This window comes from Serinicoccus sediminis (assembly GCF_004153545.1).
In the GTDB taxonomy this organism is placed as follows: Bacteria; Actinomycetota; Actinomycetes; order Actinomycetales; family Dermatophilaceae; genus Ornithinicoccus; species Ornithinicoccus sediminis_A.
On sequence record NZ_SDVA01000003.1, the window covers coordinates 103254 to 120342 of the forward strand.

The following is a 17089-nucleotide window of genomic DNA, read 5'->3' on the forward strand; positions in this document are numbered from 1 at the left end:
ACGGACCGGTCGGCGAGCCGTTACGTTGGGAACATGAGTGATCCGACCTCGCTGCCCAACTTCCCCCCGCCCCCGCAGGAGCACCCGCTGACCGGTCGCGTCCTGGACGCCCTGCAGGACCTGCAGATGTCGCCCAACCTCGACAAGGCGGGCGACGTCGCCTTCGAGGTGCAGGGCCAGAAGCTGTTCGTCAAGGTCATCGAGGGCGAGCAGTTCGACATCATGCGGGTCTACGGCCAGTGGCAGATCGCCAGCAGCGTCCCCGACGACCTGTTCACCCGGCTCAACGGGTGCAACGACGTCACGCTGGGCGTCAACCTCGTCAAGGCGGGGATCGCCAGCGGCAACCTCGTGCTGGCCGTCGAGCAGGTCATCGCCCGCTCCGAGCCGCCGAAGGCCAAGGTCCAGATCGCGACCGGGCTGCTGCTGCAGGCGCTGCAACTGTGGCACCGCAACGTCATCGCCAAGGCGCAGGTGGAGCGCGGCGAGCAGCCCGACCTCCCCGAGGGGGCCCCCGAGGGCACCGAGGTGGGCCCGTGGCTGAGCGTCGGCGCCCGGGGCCGGCAGGGGTCCGCCGGCGACCCCGACGGGGGCGGTGCCCCGGAGGGCCAGGCGTGAGCAGGACCGTCGCCACCGCGAGCGACCTCGTCCGTGTCGAGGTCGCGGACGGCATCGCGACCATCCGCGTCGACCGGCCGAAGATGAACCCGTTGTCCATCGAGGTGCAGGACGCCCTCGGTGAGGCGGCCGGGATCGTCGGCGCCGACGACGAGGTCGCCGCGGTCGTGCTCTACGGCGGGGAGAAGGTCTTCGCCGCGGGTGCAGACATCAAGGAGATGCAGGACATGTCGTACGGCGACATGGTCCGGCGTGCCCCGCTCATCCAGGAGTGCTTCACCGCCGTCGCGCGCATCCCCAAGCCGGTGGTCGCCGCCATCGAGGGGTATGCCCTCGGCGCCGGCAACGAGCTCGCGCTCTGCGCGGACTTCCGCGTGGCGGCCTCCGACGCCAGGCTGGGCCAGCCGGAGATCCTGCTCGGGGTCATCCCCGGTGCCGGGGGCAGCCAGCGGCTGGCCCGGCTCGTCGGCCCGGCCCGGGCCAAGGACCTCGTCTTCACCGGACGCATGGTGGACGCGGCCGAGGCGCTCGAGATGGGCATGGTCGACCGGGTCTGTGAGCCCGGCCAGGCGCATGAGACCGCGGTGGACATGGTGCGGCGCTACGTGGGCGGCCCCGCCCTCGCGCTGCGCGCCGCCAAGGAGGCCGTCGACCGGGGCCTGGACGGCGACCTGGAGACCGGCCTGGCCATCGAGGCCATGCAGTTCGCCGGCGTCTTCGCCACGCAGGACCGGGAGATCGGCATGCGCTCGTTCGTCGAGCACGGCCCGGGCAAGGCGGAGTTCACCGGCCGCTGAGGGTCGGCCGCGTCGCTCCTTTCCGACCGAGCGCCGGGTGTGGTTGCTGGTGCAACCACACCCGGCGCTCGGTCGCTCTGGGAGCAACCACATCCGACGCTCGGTGGCACATCGACCCCCACCGGGCGTCGCCAGTGGTGGGATACCGCTCGTCCCGCATCCCCTCTAGTTGACGCGGCTGACTAGTCAGGCATATGATCTAGTCATGTCCGACACCGAGTGGCCGAGCGAGTGGCTGCGCGGCGTGCTGGGCGTGTGCGTGCTGCGGGTCCTGCTGGACGGGCCCAGCTACGGCTACGCGATCACCCAGCGGTTGGCGCAGGCGGGCCTGGGCACCGTCAAGGGCGGCACCCTCTACCCGCTCCTCGGGCGGCTGGAGGAGGCCGGCCACGTCGAGGTCGAGTGGCGCCCGGGGGAGGGCGGACCCGGGCGCAAGTTCTACGCCCTTACCCCCCAGGGGCGGCGGCACGCCGACGAGCAGGCCGACCGCTGGGCCGCCTTCACCACCACCACCCGCCGACTCACCGAGGGTGCGCCGGCCGACGCAGGAAGCGTGCGATGACGAGGACCGCCGACGAGGCCATGGACCCGCGCCACCTGGCGCCGACGGTGGAGCGGCGGTGGCTGGACGCCTTCCTGCTGGAGCGGAACCTCCTCGGTGTGCGGCCGGACCGGCTGGGCGACGACGTGGTGACGGTCGAGAGCCACGTCCGCGAGTCCGGGGAGAGCGCCCAGGAGGTCTTCGGCGACCCGGTGGCCTACGCGCGGGAGCTGCCGGTCGGTGCCGACCGCGAGACCGGTCTGCGCCGGACCGACGTGGCGCACATCTGCCTGGGGCTGGCCGGCCTGATGCTCACCGCGTGGGCGCTCACCGGCTGGCTCCGCGGCGACGGGCTGACGGTGCGCGGCGGCGACCTCGGCTCGGCCGCCCTGCTCGGACTCCTGACGGCGCTGCTGCTGGCCGCGCCGGAGGCCACGCTGCGGGTGCTCGTCGGGAGGCGCCGGGTCGTCGTGGTGGCGCCCATCCTCATGATCGGCGGGTTCGTCGCCGTGCAGCTGCTGTGGCCGGAGGAGCTCTTCACCCTCCCGGTGCTCGGGCCGACGCTGGTGGGCCTGGCGGCACTCCTGGCCTCCAGCGTCATCGCCTACCGCACGTTCCGTGACGGCGCTCTCCGGGCGCCGGGCGAGGCCGCGGCCCCCGGGGCCGCCCGGCGGCGCTGGACCCTCGTGCTGCTCTACCCGGTGCTCCTGGTGTTCCTGGTGCTGATGGGCTGGGTCCCCAGCCTCTTCGGCTGACCCGGTCCCGTCGCTGGGCCGACGGCATACCCTCCCGGTTGGCTTGACGCGAGCGTCAAGTGTCAAGATGGGGCCAACGACCCACCCACAACCACGAGGACGTGAGCAGTGAACATCGTCGTCTGTGTGAAGTACGTGCCGGACGCCCAGGGCGACCGCGGCTTCGAGTCCGACCGCACCACCGACCGCGAGGGGGTGGACGGCCTGCTCTCCGAGCTGGACGAGTATGCCGTCGAGGAGGCGCTCAAGATCGTCGAGGCGGGCGAGGGTGAGGTCACGGTGCTCACCGTCGGCCCGGACGACGCCGCGACCGCGATCAAGAAGAGCCTGCAGATGGGCGCCCACAAGGGCGTGCACGTGCTCGACGACGCCATCGCCGGCTCGGACGCCGTCGGGACCTCGCTCGTCCTGGCCGAGGCGGTCAGGAAGTGCGGCGACGTCGACCTCGTCCTCACCGGGCTGGCCTCCACCGACGGGGTCATGTCGGTCGTCCCGGCCATGCTGGCCGAGCGGCTCGGGCTGCCCCAGGTGACCTTCGCCTCCGAGCTCACGGTCGACGGTGGCCACGTGAGCATCCGGCGCGACAACGAGGCGTTCTCCGAGACCGTCGAGGCCGACCTGCCGGCCGTCGTCTCGGTCACCGACCAGATCAACGAGCCGCGCTACCCCTCGTTCAAGGGGATCATGGCGGCCAAGAAGAAGCCGGTGGAGACGTGGAGCCTGGCCGACCTCGGGCTCGACGCGTCCCAGGTCGGCCTGGACGCCGCGTGGGCCCGGGTCGAGGACACCCAGGCGCGCCCACCCCGCGAGGCCGGCGAGGTCGTCACCGACGAGGGCCAGGGCGGCGAGGCGCTCGCCGACTTCCTGGCCGGGCGCCGGCTCGCCTGACCCGACCGGACACGACATACCAAGGAGCCTGCTGACATGAGTGAAGTCCTCGTCCTGGTCGACCACGTCGACGGCGACGTCCGCAAGACCACCGCGGAGATGCTGACCGCCGCGCGCCGCATCGGCGAGCCGTCGGCCGTCTTCGTCGGGCAGGGGTATGCCGCGGCGAAGGAGGACCTGGCCCGCTTCGGCGCGGCGAAGGTCTACCTCGCGGAGGACGCCGTCTACACCGACCACCTCGTCGCCCCGGTCGCCGAGCTGCTGGCCGACCTGGTCGGGCGCACCTCGCCGGCCGCGGTGCTGGTCGCCTCGACCAACGACGCCAAGGAGGTCGCCGGCCGGCTGGCCATCAAGACCGGCTCCGGCGTCATCACCGACGCCGTCGACATCGCGACCGGCGACGCCGGCCTGCGGGTGACGAAGTCGGTCTTCGCCGGCAGCTACACCGTCGCCGCGCAGGTGGGCACCGGGACCCCCATCATCACCGTCAAGCCCAACAGCATCCCCGCCGAGGAGTCGGCCGCCACCCCGGCCGAGGAGACCGTGACCACGGAGGTCTCCGAGGCCGCCCGGGCGGCCCGGGTCACCTCGCGCACGGCCAAGGAGAAGTCCGGCCGGCCCTCGCTGACCGAGGCCGCCATCGTCGTCTCCGGCGGGCGTGGCACCGGCGGCGACTTCGGGCCGGTCGAGGCCTTCGCCGACGTCCTCGGGGCGGCGGTGGGCGCCTCGCGGGCGGCGGTGGACGCCGGGTGGTACCCGCACTCCCACCAGGTCGGGCAGACCGGTGTGTCGGTGAGCCCGCAGCTCTACATCGCGGCCGGCATCTCCGGTGCCATCCAGCACCGCGCGGGGATGCAGACCGCCAAGACCATCGTGGCCGTCAACAAGGACGCCGAGGCGCCGATCTTCGAGCTCGTCGACTTCGGCGTCGTCGGCGACCTGTTCACCATCCTGCCGCAGGCCACCGACAAGGTGCAGCAGAACAAGGGCTGAGCGACACCTCCGCGCCGGACGCCCCGTCCCGGGGGTCCGGCGCGGGCCCGCCGCGCTCGTAGACTGAGGCACGTCATGTCTGTGCCCCCACCTGCCCGCGTCTACCTCGACCACGCCGCGACGACCCCCGTGCTGGACGAGGTCGTCGAGGCCGTCACCCGGGAGATGCGGCAGACCGGCAACGCCAGCTCGCTGCACGACCCCGGCCGCCGCGCCCGCCGGGTCGTCGAGGAGTCGCGCGAGCAGATCGCTCAGGCGCTGGGGGTGCGGCCCTCCGAGGTCGTCCTGACCTCCGGCGGCACCGAGGCCGACAACCTCGCGGTCAAGGGCACGTATGCCGCGCGCCGCACCTCCGACCCGGCCCGTGACCGCCTCGTCGTCGCGGCGACCGAGCACCACGCCGTCCTCGACCCGGTCGAGCACCTCGTCACCCACCAGGGGGCGCGGGTGACGTGGGTGGAGCCCGACGCCGACGGGCTCGTCACGCCGGACGCCCTGGCCGCCGCGCTCGAGGCGGACGGCGGCCAAGGCACCGCGGCGCTCGTCAGCGTCATGTGGGCCAACAACGAGGTCGGCACGGTCGCCCCGGTGCCCGCCCTCGCCGCGCTGGCCAGGGAGCACGGCGTCCCGTTCCACTCCGACGCCGTCCAGGCGCTCGGGCAGGTGCCGCTCGACCTCTCCCAGGTCGACCTGGGCGTGGTCACCGGCCACAAGGTCGGCGGGCCGCTCGGGGTGGGGGTGCTCACCGCCGGCCGCGACCAGGCACCCGTGCCGCTCACCCACGGCGGGGGACAGGAGCGCGGCCTGCGCTCCGGCACGCTCGACACCCCGGCGATCGCCGGCCTGGCCGTCGCGGTCACCCACGCGGTCCGGCACCAGGCCGAGCACGCGGCATACCTGGCCGGGCTGCGGGACGCGCTCATCACCGGCGCGCTCGCGCTCGACCCCGGCATCACCGTCTCGGGGCCGTGGACCCCCGGCGACACCACCGGCCGCCTCGCGGGCAACGTCCACCTGCGGGTCGCCGACTGCGAGGGCGACTCGCTGCTCTACCTGCTGGACGCGGCGGGCGTCGCCTGCTCGACCGGGTCCGCCTGCCAGGCCGGGGTGCCCCGGCCCAGCCACGTGCTGCTCGCCATGGGGGTGCCCGAGGAGGAGGCCGCCGGGGCGCTGCGGCTGACCCTCGGCCACGGCTCCACCCAGGCCGACGTCGACGCCGTCCTCGCCGCGCTGCCACCCGCCCTCGAGCGCGCCCGCCGCGCCCACGCCGCGGCCTCGGGCTCGCGGACGCGCAGGACCGCCTGATGCGCGTCGTCGCCGCGATGAGCGGCGGGGTCGACTCGGCGGTCGCCGCCGCGCGGATGCTCGACGCCGGCCACGAGGTCGTCGGGGTCCACCTGGCGCTCGCCCAGTCGGCGGCCACCCTGCGCGAGTCGGCGCGCGGCTGCTGCACCCTCGAGGACGCCGGTGACGCCCGCCGCGTCGCCGACCGGCTCGGCATCCCGTTCTACGTCTGGGACATGGCCGAGCGGTTCCGGGAGGACGTCGTCGAGGACTTCGCCGCCGAGTACGCCGCCGGCCGCACCCCCAACCCGTGCCTGCGCTGCAACGAGAAGATCAAGTTCGCCGCGCTGCTGGACAAGGCGCTCGCGCTCGGCTTCGACGCCGTCGCAACCGGCCACTACGCGCAGGTCGAGGAGGTCACCGACGCCGGGGCGCCCGGCGGGGTGCGGCGCGAGCTGCACCGGGCGGTCGACCCGGCCAAGGACCAGTCCTACGTGCTCGGGGTGCTCGACGCCGACCAGCTCGCCCGCAGCTTCTTCCCGCTCGGCGACACCACCAAGCCGCAGATCCGCGAGGAGGCCCGCGAGCGGGGCTTCTCCGTCGCGAAGAAGCCGGACAGCCACGACATCTGCTTCATCGCCGACGGCGACACCCGCGGCTACCTCGCGAAGCGCCTCGGCACGGCCCCCGGCCCGATCGTCGACAGCGACGGCGAGGTCGTCGGCGAGCACGGCGGAGCGCACGGCTACACGGTGGGGCAGCGCCGGGGCCTCGGGCTGAAGGTCCCCGCCGCCGACGGGCGGCCGCGCTACGTCGTGTCCACCGACACCCGCTCCAACACCGTCGTGGTCGGCCCGGAGGAGCTGCTCGGGGTCGACGTCGTCGAGGGTGACCACCTGCGCTGGTGCGGCCCCGCACCGGCCGGCGAGGTGGCCCTGGGCGCGCAGATCCGGGCGCACGGCCGGGAGTACCCGGCCCGGGTGGACGTCCACGCGGACGGGGCCGACGGCACCCCCGAGCGGGTGACGGTGCGGCTCGCCGAGCGGGTCCGGGGGGTCGCCCCCGGCCAGTCGGTCGTGCTCTACGACGGCACGCGCGTCGTCGGGTCGGCCACCATCGCCTCCACCGGTCGGGCCTGAGCCGCCACCTCCTCAGCGCCACCGCCTCAGCGCCACCGCCTACAGTGTGCGCGTGGTGGACGTCAGCGGTATCGGATCATGGCCGGGCGCCGACGTGCGCGAGGCGCTGCGGGTGGTGTGCGGCGAGCTCGCGTCCGGTGCGCCCGACGGGGTACGGGGCGTCCCGTACCTGCCCGAGCTCCCCGCCCGCGGACCGGGGGCCGACCTGGTCGGTCGCGCGGCGCACCTGCTCGTCGACCTGCCGGTGGACCTGCAGCCGCAGGGCTGGCGCCTGGTGGACCGGCCCGGTCGGGACGCCGAGCGCGCCTCGTCGCTGCTGGCCCAGGACCTCGACGAGCTCGCCGAGGCCCTCGACGGCTACGCCGGACCGCTCAAGGTGCAGGTCGCCGGCCCGTGGACCCTGGCCGCCTCGCTGTGGCGCCCGCTCGGCGACCGGGTGCTGGACGACCCCGGCGCCACCCGCGACGTGGTGGCCTCGCTCACCGAGGGGGTGGCGGCCTACCTGGGGCGGGTGCAGCGCCTCGTCCCGGGTGCCGAGCTGCTCCTGCAGGTGGACGAGCCGTCGCTCACCGCCGTGCTGCTCGGGAGGATCCGGTCCGAGTCGGGCTACCGGGTCCTGCGCACGCCGGAGCGCGGTGAGGCGGTGACCGCGCTGCGGCAGGTGCTCGACCAGCCCGCGGCGCAGGTATGCGGTGTCCACACCTGCGCCGGCGACCCGCCGGTGGACGTGGTCGCCGAGGCGGGGGCGGGGATCCTCGCGCTGGACCTCGCGCAGGTCGGGCGGGGGAGGTTCGAGCAGGTCGCGGCGGCGGTCGAGGACGGCCGCCGGCTCTGGGCGGGACTCGACCCGGCCGCAGCAGACCCCCTCGAGCCGCTGCTGCGGCGGTGGCACGAGGCCGGGCTCCCGGTCGCCGCGCTCGCCGATGTCGGCCTCACGCCGGCCTGCGGGCTGGCGTCCGCGAGCCCTGCCGAGGCGGTGCGGACGACGCGCCGCCTCTCCCAGGTCGCGTCCAGGCTCGCCGAGACGGCTGTCGCCTAGGTCACTCCTGCCCCGTTAGGGTGTGCGGCGTCACGCGTGCGTCCGGCACGCCCATGGAAGGGGAGACATGTCGCAGAACCCGGGTCACGAGGACCCTCATCACGACCCGAACGCACCGCAGCACGAGGGCGGCTACGAGGCTGCGCCGAGCTACGACGCCCACGGCGGCGCCCCGGCGGGCGCCGTCGCCACGCCGCAGCCGGTAGGCCTGGCGGAGAAGCTCATGTACGCCGGGGGCGTGGTCTCGCTCGTCACCGGCATCGTGGGCTTCTTCGAGAGCGAGGACAGCATCCGCGACCGGCTGTCGCAGGCCTCGGAGGCGATGGGCGGGTCGATGACCCCGGAGATGATCGACCAGCAGGTGGCCTTGACCCCCATCAGTGCCCTGGTCACCGGACTGATCGCCGCGGTGCTGTGGTTCCTCATCGGTCGCTTCTGCGGCAAGGGCAAGGGATGGGCGCGCATCGTCGCGACGGTCCTGGCCGTTCTCAACCTCATCAGCTTCGTGTTCGGGCTGCTCGGCAGCAGCATCATTCCTGGTGCCAGTGGCGGGACGTTCGTGCTGCTGCTGAACGCCGTCTCCGCCATCATCGCCGCGGCCGTCCTGTTCTTCCTGTGGAAGAAGGAGTCGACCGCCTACTTCAAGGCCACCCGCTGAGCCGGGGCTGACCGACCAGCACGAGGGGCTGGTGTCGGTGGCGTGCAGCACAATGAGCACGTGACCGACACCAGCCCCTCGACGCGTCCCGACGGCCCCGCCGAGCAGCCCGAGCCCCCGCAGGACGCCCGTCGCCGGGCGGGCGAGCTGGCGGAAGAGATCCGGGGCCACCAGTTCGCCTACTACGTCCGCGACGCTCCCACCGTCAGCGACGGCGAGTTCGACGCGCTGCTGCGCGAGCTGGAGGAGCTGGAGGAGGCATACCCCACGCTGCGGACGCCGGAGAGCCCCACCCAGCAGGTGGGTGGCACCTTCTCCACCGAGTTCACCGCCGTCGACCACCGCGAGCGGATGCTCAGCCTCGACAACGCCTTCTCGCCGGAGGAGCTGGACGAGTGGTTCGACCGGGTCGAGCGGGAGGCCGGGGGCGCGGAGGTGCACTACCTGTGCGAGCTCAAGATCGACGGGCTCGCGGTCAACCTGCTCTACGAGGACGGCCTGCTCACCCAGGCCCTCACCCGCGGCGACGGCCGGACCGGCGAGGACGTCACCCTCAACGTCCGGACCATCCAGGGGGTCCCGCACCGGCTGACGCCGCCGACCGAGCAGCCCGAGGGCGAGGACGTCCCGATCCCCGGTCTCGTGGAGATCCGCGGCGAGGTCTTCTTCCCGCTCGAGGGCTTCACCGAGCTCAACGCCTCCCTCGTCGAGGCGGGCAAGGCCCCCTTCGCCAACCCGCGCAACTCGGCGGCCGGGTCGTTGCGGCAGAAGGACCCCCGGGTCTCGGCCGGCCGCCCCCTGCGCATGCTCGTGCACGGCATCGGGGCGCGCACCGGCTTCGACATCACCCGGCAGTCGCAGGCGTATGCCGTGCTCGGCGCCTGGGGGATGCCGGTCAGCCCGCGCGCCCGGGTGGTCTCGACGCGGGCCGAGGTGCACGACATCGTCCGCTACTACGGCGAGCACCGGCACGACGTCGAGCACGAGCTCGACGGGGTGGTCGTCAAGGTCGACGAGGTGGCCGTGCAGCGTCAGCTGGGTGCGACGTCGCGGGCGCCGCGGTGGGCGATCGCCTACAAGTACCCGCCCGAGGAGGTCACCACGAAGCTCCTCGACATCGGGGTCGACGTCGGACGCACGGGCCGGGTGACGCCCTACGGGCTGATGGAGCCGGTCCTCGTGGCGGGGTCGACCGTCGAGCGGGCCACCCTGCACAACCAGCACGAGGTCCGCCGCAAGGGCGTGCTCATCGGCGACACCGTCGTGCTGCGCAAGGCCGGCGACGTCATCCCGGAGATCCTCGGGCCGGTGGCCGACCTGCGCACCGGGGACGAGCGGGAGTTCGTCATGCCGACGCACTGCCCGTCGTGCGGCACCGAGCTGGCCGCCCAGAAGGAGGGCGACAAGGACATCCGATGCCCCAACAGCAAGGAGTGCCCCGCCCAGCTGCGGGAGCGGCTCTTCAGCCTCGCCGGGCGGGGCGGCTTCGACATCGAGGCGCTGGGCTACGAGGGCGTCACCGCGCTGCTGGACGCCGGGGTCATCCGCAACGAGGCGGGTCTGTTCGGGCTGGCCCACGGCACCCCGGAGCAGCCGCCCACGGCCGAGGAGGAGCGCGCGGACCGCGAGCGCCTCATGGCGGTGCCGCTGTTCACCCGGTCGGCCAAGAAGGCGGACCCGCCGGAGACCGTGGTCGAGGGCCGGGTGCTCTCCGCCAACGGCGAGCGGCTGCTGGCGCACCTGCGCGGGGCGAAGGACCAGCCGCTGTGGCGGGTGCTCGTCGCGCTGTCCATCCGGCACGTCGGGCCCACGGCCGCGCGGGCGCTGGCGACCGAGTTCGGGTCGATGGAGGCCATCCGGTCGGCCTCCGTGGAGGAGCTGGCCGCGACCGAGGGGGTGGGCCAGATCATCGCCGAGTCGGTGGTCGCCTGGTTCGACGTCGACTGGCACCGGGAGGTCGTCGAGCAGTGGGCCGCGGACGGGGTGCGCATGGCCGACGAGCGCGACGCCTCGATCGAGCGCACCCTCGAGGGCCGGACCGTGGTCGTCACCGGCTCGCTCGAGGGATTCTCGCGGGACGAGTCCAAGGAGGCGATCATCAGCCGCGGCGGCAAGGCCTCCGGCTCGGTGAGCAAGAAGACGGATTTCGTCGTCGTCGGGGCCAACGCCGGGTCCAAGGCGGCGAAGGCCGAGGAGCTGGGCGTGCCCGTGCTCGACGAGGAAGGATTCGTGCGGTTGCTGGCCACCGGTGAGGCCTGAGCGGGTAGGACAGGACCCGGTTGGTCAGGCGGGTGACCGCGGGTCTGTCGCCGGGGCGGTGCTCGCGCGGTCGGCCCCGGGCCGGGCGGGCCCGGGCCGCAGGCCGAACCAGCTGATGACCCCGCCGCCGGCCAGCAGCGCGGTGCAGACGAGCATCGCCCAGCGGTAGCCACCGGTGAAGGCCACCGGGTCCGCGTAGTCGTCGCCCGACAGGCCCACCAGCGCCGGGAGGGCGGCCACCGCGAGCAGGGACCCGGTGCGCGCGACGGCGTTGTTGATGCCGCTGGCGAGGCCGGCATACCGGTCCGCGACGGCCGCGAGCACCGCCGCGGTGAGCGGCGAGACCAGCAGCGCAAGGCCGAGGGCGAAGACGACCATGCCGGGCAGCACCCCGCCCCAGCCGGTGTCCCGCCCGATCCCCACCATGAGCAGGGTGCCCACGGCGCAGACGAGCGGGCCGACCGTCATGGGGATCCGTGGTCCGATGCGGTCGGCCAGCGCGGCGGCCCGGGTCGAGAGCAGCAGCAGCGCGATGGTCACCGGCAGCCCGGCCAGCCCGGAGGCGGTCGCCGACCATCCGGAGGTCACCTGCAGCTGGATGACCACGAAGAGCATGACCACGCCGAGCGCGCCGTAGACCAGCAGGGTCATGCCGTTGGCCGCCGAGAAGACGCGGGACCCGAAGAGGTGCAGCGGCACCAGCGGGTGCGCCGCGCGCCGGCTCCAAACCAGGAATCCGGCGGCCGCGACCCCGGTCACCACCCAGGCCAGCACCAGGGCCCACGTCGCGGCCTCCGAGGCCGTGGTCAGCGCCCAGGTCGAGGCGCCCAGGGTGACGACGACGAGCGCCGCGCCGACGAGGTCGAACCGGCCGGTGGACTCGGCGTCCCTGCTCTCCGGCGCCGACCAGGCGGTCAGCGCGATGACGCCCAGGCAGAGCGGGATGTTGATGGCGAAGATCCACCGCCAGCTCGTGGTGTCGACGATGGCGCCGCCGAGCAGCGGCCCGATCGCCGCCGCGATGCCGGAGACCCCGGCCCAGGTGCCGATGGCGGGGGCGCGGTCACCGGGGGCGTAGCTGGCCTGGATGAGGGCCAGCGCCCCCGGCGTGAGCAGCGCGGCCCCGACGCCCTGCACGATCCGGGCCGCGATGAGCTGCCCGGGGTCCTGCGCGAGCGCGCACAGGCCGGACGCCACGAGGAACCACGCCATCCCGACGAGGTAGACGCGGCGTCGCCCGATCCGGTCCCCGAGGGCCCCGGCCACCAGCACCAGCGAGGCCAGCGAGAGCAGGTAGCCCCCGATGACCCACTGCAGCTGCGGCAGCGAGGCACCCAGGTCCTCACCGATGGTGCGCAGCGCCACGTTGACGATGGACCCGTCGAGGATGGCGACCCCCGAGCCCAGCGTCACCGCCGCGAGCATCGTCCGCCCCTTGGGCGAGCGACGGTCCAGGTATCCCTCCTGCGGGCGAGTGGTCACCGCTCCAGCGTAGGCCCTGCGCGGACCGGATCTCCGTCCTCCGAGGGAAGCGGCCGGGCCGGGACCGGGGGCACCATAGCGGTATGAGGTCACGGTGGTGGTGGGCAGCGCTCGTGGTGGTCCTGGGTCTGGTCGTCGTGGACCTCGGTCTCGACGGGCGTCCGGGGTGGGCGGTCGGTTACGGTGTCCTGGCGCTCGGTATCGCCTGGTGGACCTCTCCCTGGCGTGGCCGCCGGGGCGGATCCACCCAGCAGGAGGTCGCAGCGATGGCTCAGGACGACCCGCGACGAGACGTCGTCATCTACTGGCGTCCGGGGTGCGGCTTCTGCGCCATGCTCAAGACCCGGCTGGGCGGGCTCAAGGACCGGGCGACCTGGGTCAACATCTGGGAGGACGAGGACGCCGCGGCGTTCGTCCGCAGCGTGAACGACGGCAACGAGACCGTCCCGACCGTGGTGATGGACGGCATCCCCGTCACCAACCCGAACCCGGGCCGGGTCAAAGAGCGGCTCGCTCGCGGGTGAGGCCCCGCGGGGGTCGGCCACGGGCCTGCTGCTCGCGGGGCCTCGTTCTGCAGGAATAGTCCGGGCGTCGGGATGGTTGACGCGTCACATGAACGGTGCCACCACCCATCCCTCGATCCTCGTCCTCGTCGGCAGCCTGCGCCCCGGCTCGACCAACCGTCGCCTCGCCGAGGCGGCCCTGGACGCCCTCCCCGAGGGGGTGCACGGCGAGATCAGCAGCCTGCTGCCGTCGCTGCCGCACTACGACCAGGACCTCGACACCGACAGCCCGCCCGAGGTCGTGCGCGCCTTCCGCGACCAGGTGGCCGCGGCCGACGCGCTGGTCGTGGCCACCCCCGAGTTCAACGGGTCGCTGCCCGGGGTGCTCAAGAACGCCATCGACTGGGCCTCCCGCCCCCGCGGCGCCGCGGCGCTGGCCGGCAAGCCGGTGGCCGTGCTCGGCGCCTCAGCCTCGCCGAAGGCGGCGCAGTGGGCCCGCGAGGACGCGGTCCGCGTGCTGCGGGTGGCCGGGGCCCGGCCGATCGAGCAGACGGTCGGCCTGGCGTCCGCCCCCGCGGCGCTGGAGGGCGGCGACCTGGGCGACGACGTCCGCCGGCAGGTGGCGGAGCTCATGGGCCGGCTGGTGCGCGAGCCGCTGGCCGCCTGAGGCCCGGGCGGGGCGTCGGCGGGTCGTCAGGGGCGACCTAGACTGGCGGCATGTCCAACCTCTCGCGCGAGGACGTCGCGCACGTCGCCATGCTGGCCCGGATCCAGCTCGAGGACGCCGAGCTCGACCGGCTCGCCGCCCAGCTCGACCAGATCGTCGACTGGGTGGGTCAGGTCGGCGAGGTCGCCTCGGCCGACGTGCCGCCCATGTCCCACCCGATGCCCCTGGCCAACGTCACCCGCCCGGACGAGGTGCGCGACAGCCTGACCGTGGAGCAGGCCCTGGCCAACGCGCCGCAGGCGCAGGACGACCGCTTCGCGGTGCCTCGCATCCTGGACGAGGAGTGAGATGAGCGACCCCACGACCCACGCCGCGTCCGGTGCGGGGGCGGCCGACGCCGACCTCACCCGGCTCACCGCCGTCGAGATGGCCGACCGCCTCGCCGCCGGCGCCCTCACCTCGGTCGAGCTCACCCAGGCGCACCTGGACCGCATCGAGCGGATCGACCCGACCCTCAACGCCTTCCTCCTCGTCGACGCCGAGGGTGCCCTGGCGACGGCCCGCGAGGTCGACGCCGCCCGGGCCGCGGGCGAGCAGCTGCCGCGCCTGGCCGGGGTGCCGGTCGCGGTCAAGGACATCGCCTGCACCCAGGGCCTGACGACGACCGCGGGCAGCCGCATGCTCGAGGACTTCGTGCCGCCCTACGACGCGACGGTCGTCGCCCGCATCCGGCAGGCTCGCATGCCCATCCTGGGCAAGACCAACATGGACGAGTTCGCCATGGGCTCCTCCACCGAGCACTCCGCCTTCGGGCCGACCCGCAACCCGTGGGACCTCGACCGGATCCCGGGCGGGTCCGGCGGCGGCAGCAGCGCGGCGGTCGCGGCATACCTCGCGCCGCTGGCGATCGGCTCCGACACCGGCGGCTCGATCCGGCAGCCGGCCGCGGTCACCGGCACCGTCGGCACCAAGCCGACGTACGGCGCGGTGAGCCGCTACGGCATCATCGCGCTCGCCTCCAGCCTCGACCAGATCGGGCCCTGCGCCCGCACCGTCGCGGACGCGGCCCTGCTGCACGAGGTCATCGCCGGGCACGACCCGATGGACTCCACCTCGGTCGACGCGCCGGTGCCGGACGTCGTCGGCGCCGCCGGCACGACCGACCTGAGCGGTCTGCGGGTCGGCGTCGTGCGCGAGATCAGCGGCTCCGACCAGGGGTTCCAGCCCGGCGTGCAGGCCCGCTTCGACGAGGCGCTGGACGCCCTGCGCGACCTCGGCGCCGAGATCACCGAGGTCTCCTGCCCCCACTTCGCCTACGCGATGGCGGCCTACTACCTCATCCTCCCCTCCGAGGCGAGCAGCAACCTGGCGCGCTACGACGCGATGCGCTACGGCCGGCGGGTCACCCCCGACGGCAGCCCGAGCGCCGAGCAGGTCATGGGCGCCTCCCGGGACGCCGGCTTCGGCGACGAGGTGAAGCGGCGCATCATCCTGGGCACCTACGCGCTGTCCAGCGGCTACTACGACGCCTACTACGGGCAGGCGCAGAAGGTCCGCACCCTCATCGCCCGCGACTTCGAGGCGGCGTTCGAGCAGGTGGACGTGCTCGTCAGCCCGACCGCTCCGACCACCGCGTTCCGCATCGGCGACAAGACCGAGGACCCGATGGCGATGTACCTCAACGACATCGCGACCATCCCCGCCAACCTGGCCGGGGTCCCCGGCATGTCGGTGCCCTCCGGCACCGCCGACGAGGACGGTCTCCCCGCGGGGCTGCAGATCCTGGCCCCCGCGATGCAGGACCAGCGCCTGTATGCCGTGGGCGCGGCCCTGGAGGCCCGCCTGCGCGAGCGCCAGGGCGGCTACGTCATCGAGCAGGCTCCCGAGATCGAGGTGAGGGCATGAGCACCCGGACCAGTGCCGGTCCCGACCGGACCGTCCCCTACGACGACCTGCTGACCCGCTACGAGCCGGTGCTGGGGCTGGAGGTGCACGTCGAGCTGGGCACCGCGACCAAGATGTTCTGCGGCTGCGCCACCGGCTTCGGGGCCGAGCCCAACACCCAGACGTGCCCGGTCTGCCTCGGGCTGCCCGGGGCGCTGCCCGTCGTCAACCGCACCGCGGTCGAGTCGGCGATCCGCATCGGCCTCGCCCTGAACTGCGGGATCGCCGAGTGGTGCCGGTTCGCCCGGAAGAACTACTTCTACCCGGACATGCCGAAGAACTTCCAGACCAGCCAGTACGACGAGCCGATCGCCGTCGACGGCTGGCTGGACGTCGAGGTGCCGCCCCGGGAGGGCGTCGACGAGGAGCCGTTCACCTACCGCGTCGAGATCGAGCGGGCGCACATGGAGGAGGACACGGGCAAGTCGACCCATGTGGGCGGCTCGACCGGCCGCATCCACGGCGCCTCCCACAGCCTGGTCGACTACAACCGCGCCGGCATCCCGCTCATCGAGATCGTCACCAAGCCGCTCACCGGCGCGGGGGAGCGTGCGCCCGAGGTGGCCCGCGCCTACGTCGGCGCGCTGCGCGACCTGCTGCGCGCCCTGGACGTCTCGGACGTCAAGATGGAGCAGGGCTCGCTGCGCTGCGACGCCAACGTCTCGCTCATGCCGACCGGCGCGGAGCGCTTCGGCACCCGCACCGAGACCAAGAACGTCAACAGCCTGCGCTCGGTCGAGCGCGCGGTGCGCTACGAGATGACCCGGCACGCCGCGGTCCTCGACGCCGGGGAGTCGATCCTGCAGGAGACCCGGCACTGGCACGAGGACACCGGGATCACCACCTCGGGCCGGCCCAAGTCGGATGCCGACGACTACCGCTACTTCCCCGAGCCCGACCTCGTGCCGGTCGCCCCCACCCGCGAGGACGTCGAGCGGCTGCGGGCCACGTTGCCCGAGAACCCCGCGGAGCGGCGCCGCCGGCTCCAGGAGGAGTGGGGCTACTCCGACCTGGAGATGCGCGACGTCGTCAACGCCGGGGCGGTCGAGGTCATCGAGGCGACCGTCGCGGTCGGCGCCTCGCCGGCCGCCGCCCGCAAGTGGTGGATGGGCGAGCTGGCCCGCCGGGCCAAGACCGCCGGTGAGGACGGCAGCGCGGTCGGACTGCTCGACCTCGGGGTCACCCCGGCGCACGTCGCCGAGCTGGACGACCTGGTCACCAGCGGCCGGCTCAACGACTCGATGGCGCGGCAGACGCTGGACGGCGTGCTGGCCGGCGAGGGCAGCCCCACCGAGGTCGCCGACGCCCGCGGGCTCGAGCTGGTCCAGGACGACGGCGCGCTGCAGGCGGCGGTCGACGAGGTCCTCGCGGAGAACCCCGATGTCGTCGAGAAGATCCGCGGCGGGAAGGTGCAGGCCGTCGGGGCCCTCATCGGCCAGGTGATGAAGAAGATGCGCGGCCAGGCCGACGCCGGCCGGGCACGCCAGCTCATCCTGGACACCCTCGGCGTGCAGGGCTGACC

The 17089-nt window shown here is 73.9% G+C and carries 17 protein-coding genes; 16 read left to right on the forward strand and 1 reads right to left on the reverse strand.

The window, feature by feature from the left end; translation table 11 throughout:
- Nucleotides 1-33 precede the first annotated feature (33 nt).
- From EUS26_RS04140 to ligA, 11 genes are all read left to right on the forward strand, one after another.
- Nucleotides 34-618 carry a hypothetical protein gene (locus tag EUS26_RS04140; protein WP_202865044.1) on the forward strand — a complete coding sequence of 195 codons (585 nt, stop codon included), beginning with the start codon at nucleotides 34-36 and terminating at the stop codon, nucleotides 616-618.
- Complete coding sequence (locus tag EUS26_RS04145; RefSeq protein ID WP_130011924.1) at nucleotides 615-1415, forward strand: enoyl-CoA hydratase/isomerase family protein; 801 nt, start codon at nucleotides 615-617, stop codon at nucleotides 1413-1415. Before EUS26_RS04140 ends, EUS26_RS04145 begins: the two co-directional genes overlap by 4 nt.
- Before the next feature lie 205 nt (nucleotides 1416-1620).
- Nucleotides 1621-1977, forward strand: coding sequence for a PadR family transcriptional regulator (locus EUS26_RS04150; protein ID WP_130011925.1), 357 nt, complete (start codon nucleotides 1621-1623; stop codon nucleotides 1975-1977).
- Nucleotides 1974-2711, forward strand: a complete 738-nt coding sequence (locus EUS26_RS04155; RefSeq protein WP_130011926.1) for a hypothetical protein — start codon at nucleotides 1974-1976, stop codon at nucleotides 2709-2711. Before EUS26_RS04150 ends, EUS26_RS04155 begins: the two co-directional genes overlap by 4 nt.
- Before the next feature lie 108 nt (nucleotides 2712-2819).
- Nucleotides 2820-3599: an electron transfer flavoprotein subunit beta/FixA family protein gene (locus EUS26_RS04160; protein WP_130011927.1), complete on the forward strand. Its 780-nt coding sequence runs from the start codon at nucleotides 2820-2822 to the stop codon at nucleotides 3597-3599.
- A 36-nt stretch (nucleotides 3600-3635) separates the two neighbouring features.
- Nucleotides 3636-4592, forward strand: a complete 957-nt coding sequence (locus EUS26_RS04165) for an electron transfer flavoprotein subunit alpha/FixB family protein (RefSeq protein WP_130011928.1) — start codon at nucleotides 3636-3638, stop codon at nucleotides 4590-4592.
- Between the two features lie 75 nt (nucleotides 4593-4667).
- Entirely contained in the window at nucleotides 4668-5897 is a 1230-nt protein-coding gene (locus tag EUS26_RS04170) for a cysteine desulfurase family protein (protein ID WP_130011929.1), read from the forward strand.
- A complete protein-coding gene (gene mnmA, locus EUS26_RS04175) occupies nucleotides 5897-7015 on the forward strand; it encodes a tRNA 2-thiouridine(34) synthase MnmA (RefSeq protein WP_130011930.1) in 1119 nt (372 codons plus the stop codon). The genes EUS26_RS04170 and mnmA overlap by 1 nt, the downstream gene beginning before the upstream one ends.
- Nucleotides 7016-7067: 52 nt before the next feature.
- Complete coding sequence (locus tag EUS26_RS04180; RefSeq protein WP_130011931.1) at nucleotides 7068-8054, forward strand: uroporphyrinogen decarboxylase/cobalamine-independent methonine synthase family protein; 987 nt, start codon at nucleotides 7068-7070, stop codon at nucleotides 8052-8054.
- Between the two features lie 67 nt (nucleotides 8055-8121).
- Complete coding sequence (locus tag EUS26_RS04185) at nucleotides 8122-8712, forward strand: hypothetical protein (RefSeq protein WP_130011932.1); 591 nt, start codon at nucleotides 8122-8124, stop codon at nucleotides 8710-8712.
- A gap of 60 nt (nucleotides 8713-8772) precedes the next feature.
- On the forward strand, nucleotides 8773-10971 hold the full coding sequence (gene ligA / locus EUS26_RS04190) for an NAD-dependent DNA ligase LigA (protein WP_272947946.1): 2199 nt from the start codon (nucleotides 8773-8775) through the stop codon (nucleotides 10969-10971).
- Nucleotides 10972-10995: 24 nt separating this feature from the next.
- Here ligA and EUS26_RS04195 read toward each other — a convergent pair whose 3' ends face one another.
- Nucleotides 10996-12453, reverse strand: a complete 1458-nt coding sequence (locus EUS26_RS04195; RefSeq protein ID WP_238148797.1) for an MFS transporter — start codon at nucleotides 12451-12453, stop codon at nucleotides 10996-10998.
- An 83-nt stretch (nucleotides 12454-12536) separates the two neighbouring features.
- On the opposite strand from EUS26_RS04195, the gene EUS26_RS17655 reads away from it, so the two are divergent.
- The 5 genes from EUS26_RS17655 to gatB all read left to right on the forward strand — a co-directional run bounded on the left by EUS26_RS17655 (nucleotide 12537) and on the right by gatB (nucleotide 17087).
- Entirely contained in the window at nucleotides 12537-12977 is a 441-nt protein-coding gene (locus tag EUS26_RS17655) for a glutaredoxin domain-containing protein (protein WP_420329987.1), read from the forward strand.
- A gap of 88 nt (nucleotides 12978-13065) precedes the next feature.
- Complete coding sequence (locus EUS26_RS04205) at nucleotides 13066-13623, forward strand: NADPH-dependent FMN reductase (RefSeq protein WP_202865046.1); 558 nt, start codon at nucleotides 13066-13068, stop codon at nucleotides 13621-13623.
- Nucleotides 13624-13673: 50 nt separating this feature from the next.
- Entirely contained in the window at nucleotides 13674-13970 is a 297-nt protein-coding gene (gene gatC / locus EUS26_RS04210; protein ID WP_130011934.1) for an Asp-tRNA(Asn)/Glu-tRNA(Gln) amidotransferase subunit GatC, read from the forward strand.
- A 1-nt stretch (nucleotide 13971) separates the two neighbouring features.
- On the forward strand, nucleotides 13972-15528 hold the full coding sequence (gene gatA / locus EUS26_RS04215) for an Asp-tRNA(Asn)/Glu-tRNA(Gln) amidotransferase subunit GatA (RefSeq protein ID WP_130011935.1): 1557 nt from the start codon (nucleotides 13972-13974) through the stop codon (nucleotides 15526-15528).
- On the forward strand, nucleotides 15525-17087 hold the full coding sequence (gene gatB / locus EUS26_RS04220) for an Asp-tRNA(Asn)/Glu-tRNA(Gln) amidotransferase subunit GatB (protein WP_130011936.1): 1563 nt from the start codon (nucleotides 15525-15527) through the stop codon (nucleotides 17085-17087). Before gatA ends, gatB begins: the two co-directional genes overlap by 4 nt.
- The last annotated feature ends 2 nt before the right edge of the window (nucleotides 17088-17089 follow it).

Coding starts and splice junctions, on each gene's coding strand:
- EUS26_RS04140 (WP_202865044.1), top strand. CDS start 34: ATGAGTGATCCGACCTCGCTGCCCAACTTCCCCCCGCCCCCGCAGGAG.
- EUS26_RS04150 (WP_130011925.1), top strand. CDS start 1,621: ATGTCCGACACCGAGTGGCCGAGCGAGTGGCTGCGCGGCGTGCTGGGC.
- EUS26_RS04155 (WP_130011926.1), top strand. CDS start 1,974: ATGACGAGGACCGCCGACGAGGCCATGGACCCGCGCCACCTGGCGCCG.
- EUS26_RS04165 (WP_130011928.1), top strand. CDS start 3,636: ATGAGTGAAGTCCTCGTCCTGGTCGACCACGTCGACGGCGACGTCCGC.
- EUS26_RS04170 (WP_130011929.1), top strand. CDS start 4,668: ATGTCTGTGCCCCCACCTGCCCGCGTCTACCTCGACCACGCCGCGACG.
- mnmA (WP_130011930.1), top strand. CDS start 5,897: ATGCGCGTCGTCGCCGCGATGAGCGGCGGGGTCGACTCGGCGGTCGCC.
- EUS26_RS04185 (WP_130011932.1), top strand. CDS start 8,122: ATGTCGCAGAACCCGGGTCACGAGGACCCTCATCACGACCCGAACGCA.
- EUS26_RS17655 (WP_420329987.1), top strand. CDS start 12,537: ATGAGGTCACGGTGGTGGTGGGCAGCGCTCGTGGTGGTCCTGGGTCTG.
- EUS26_RS04205 (WP_202865046.1), top strand. CDS start 13,066: ATGAACGGTGCCACCACCCATCCCTCGATCCTCGTCCTCGTCGGCAGC.
- gatC (WP_130011934.1), top strand. CDS start 13,674: ATGTCCAACCTCTCGCGCGAGGACGTCGCGCACGTCGCCATGCTGGCC.
- gatA (WP_130011935.1), top strand. CDS start 13,972: ATGAGCGACCCCACGACCCACGCCGCGTCCGGTGCGGGGGCGGCCGAC.
- gatB (WP_130011936.1), top strand. CDS start 15,525: ATGAGCACCCGGACCAGTGCCGGTCCCGACCGGACCGTCCCCTACGAC.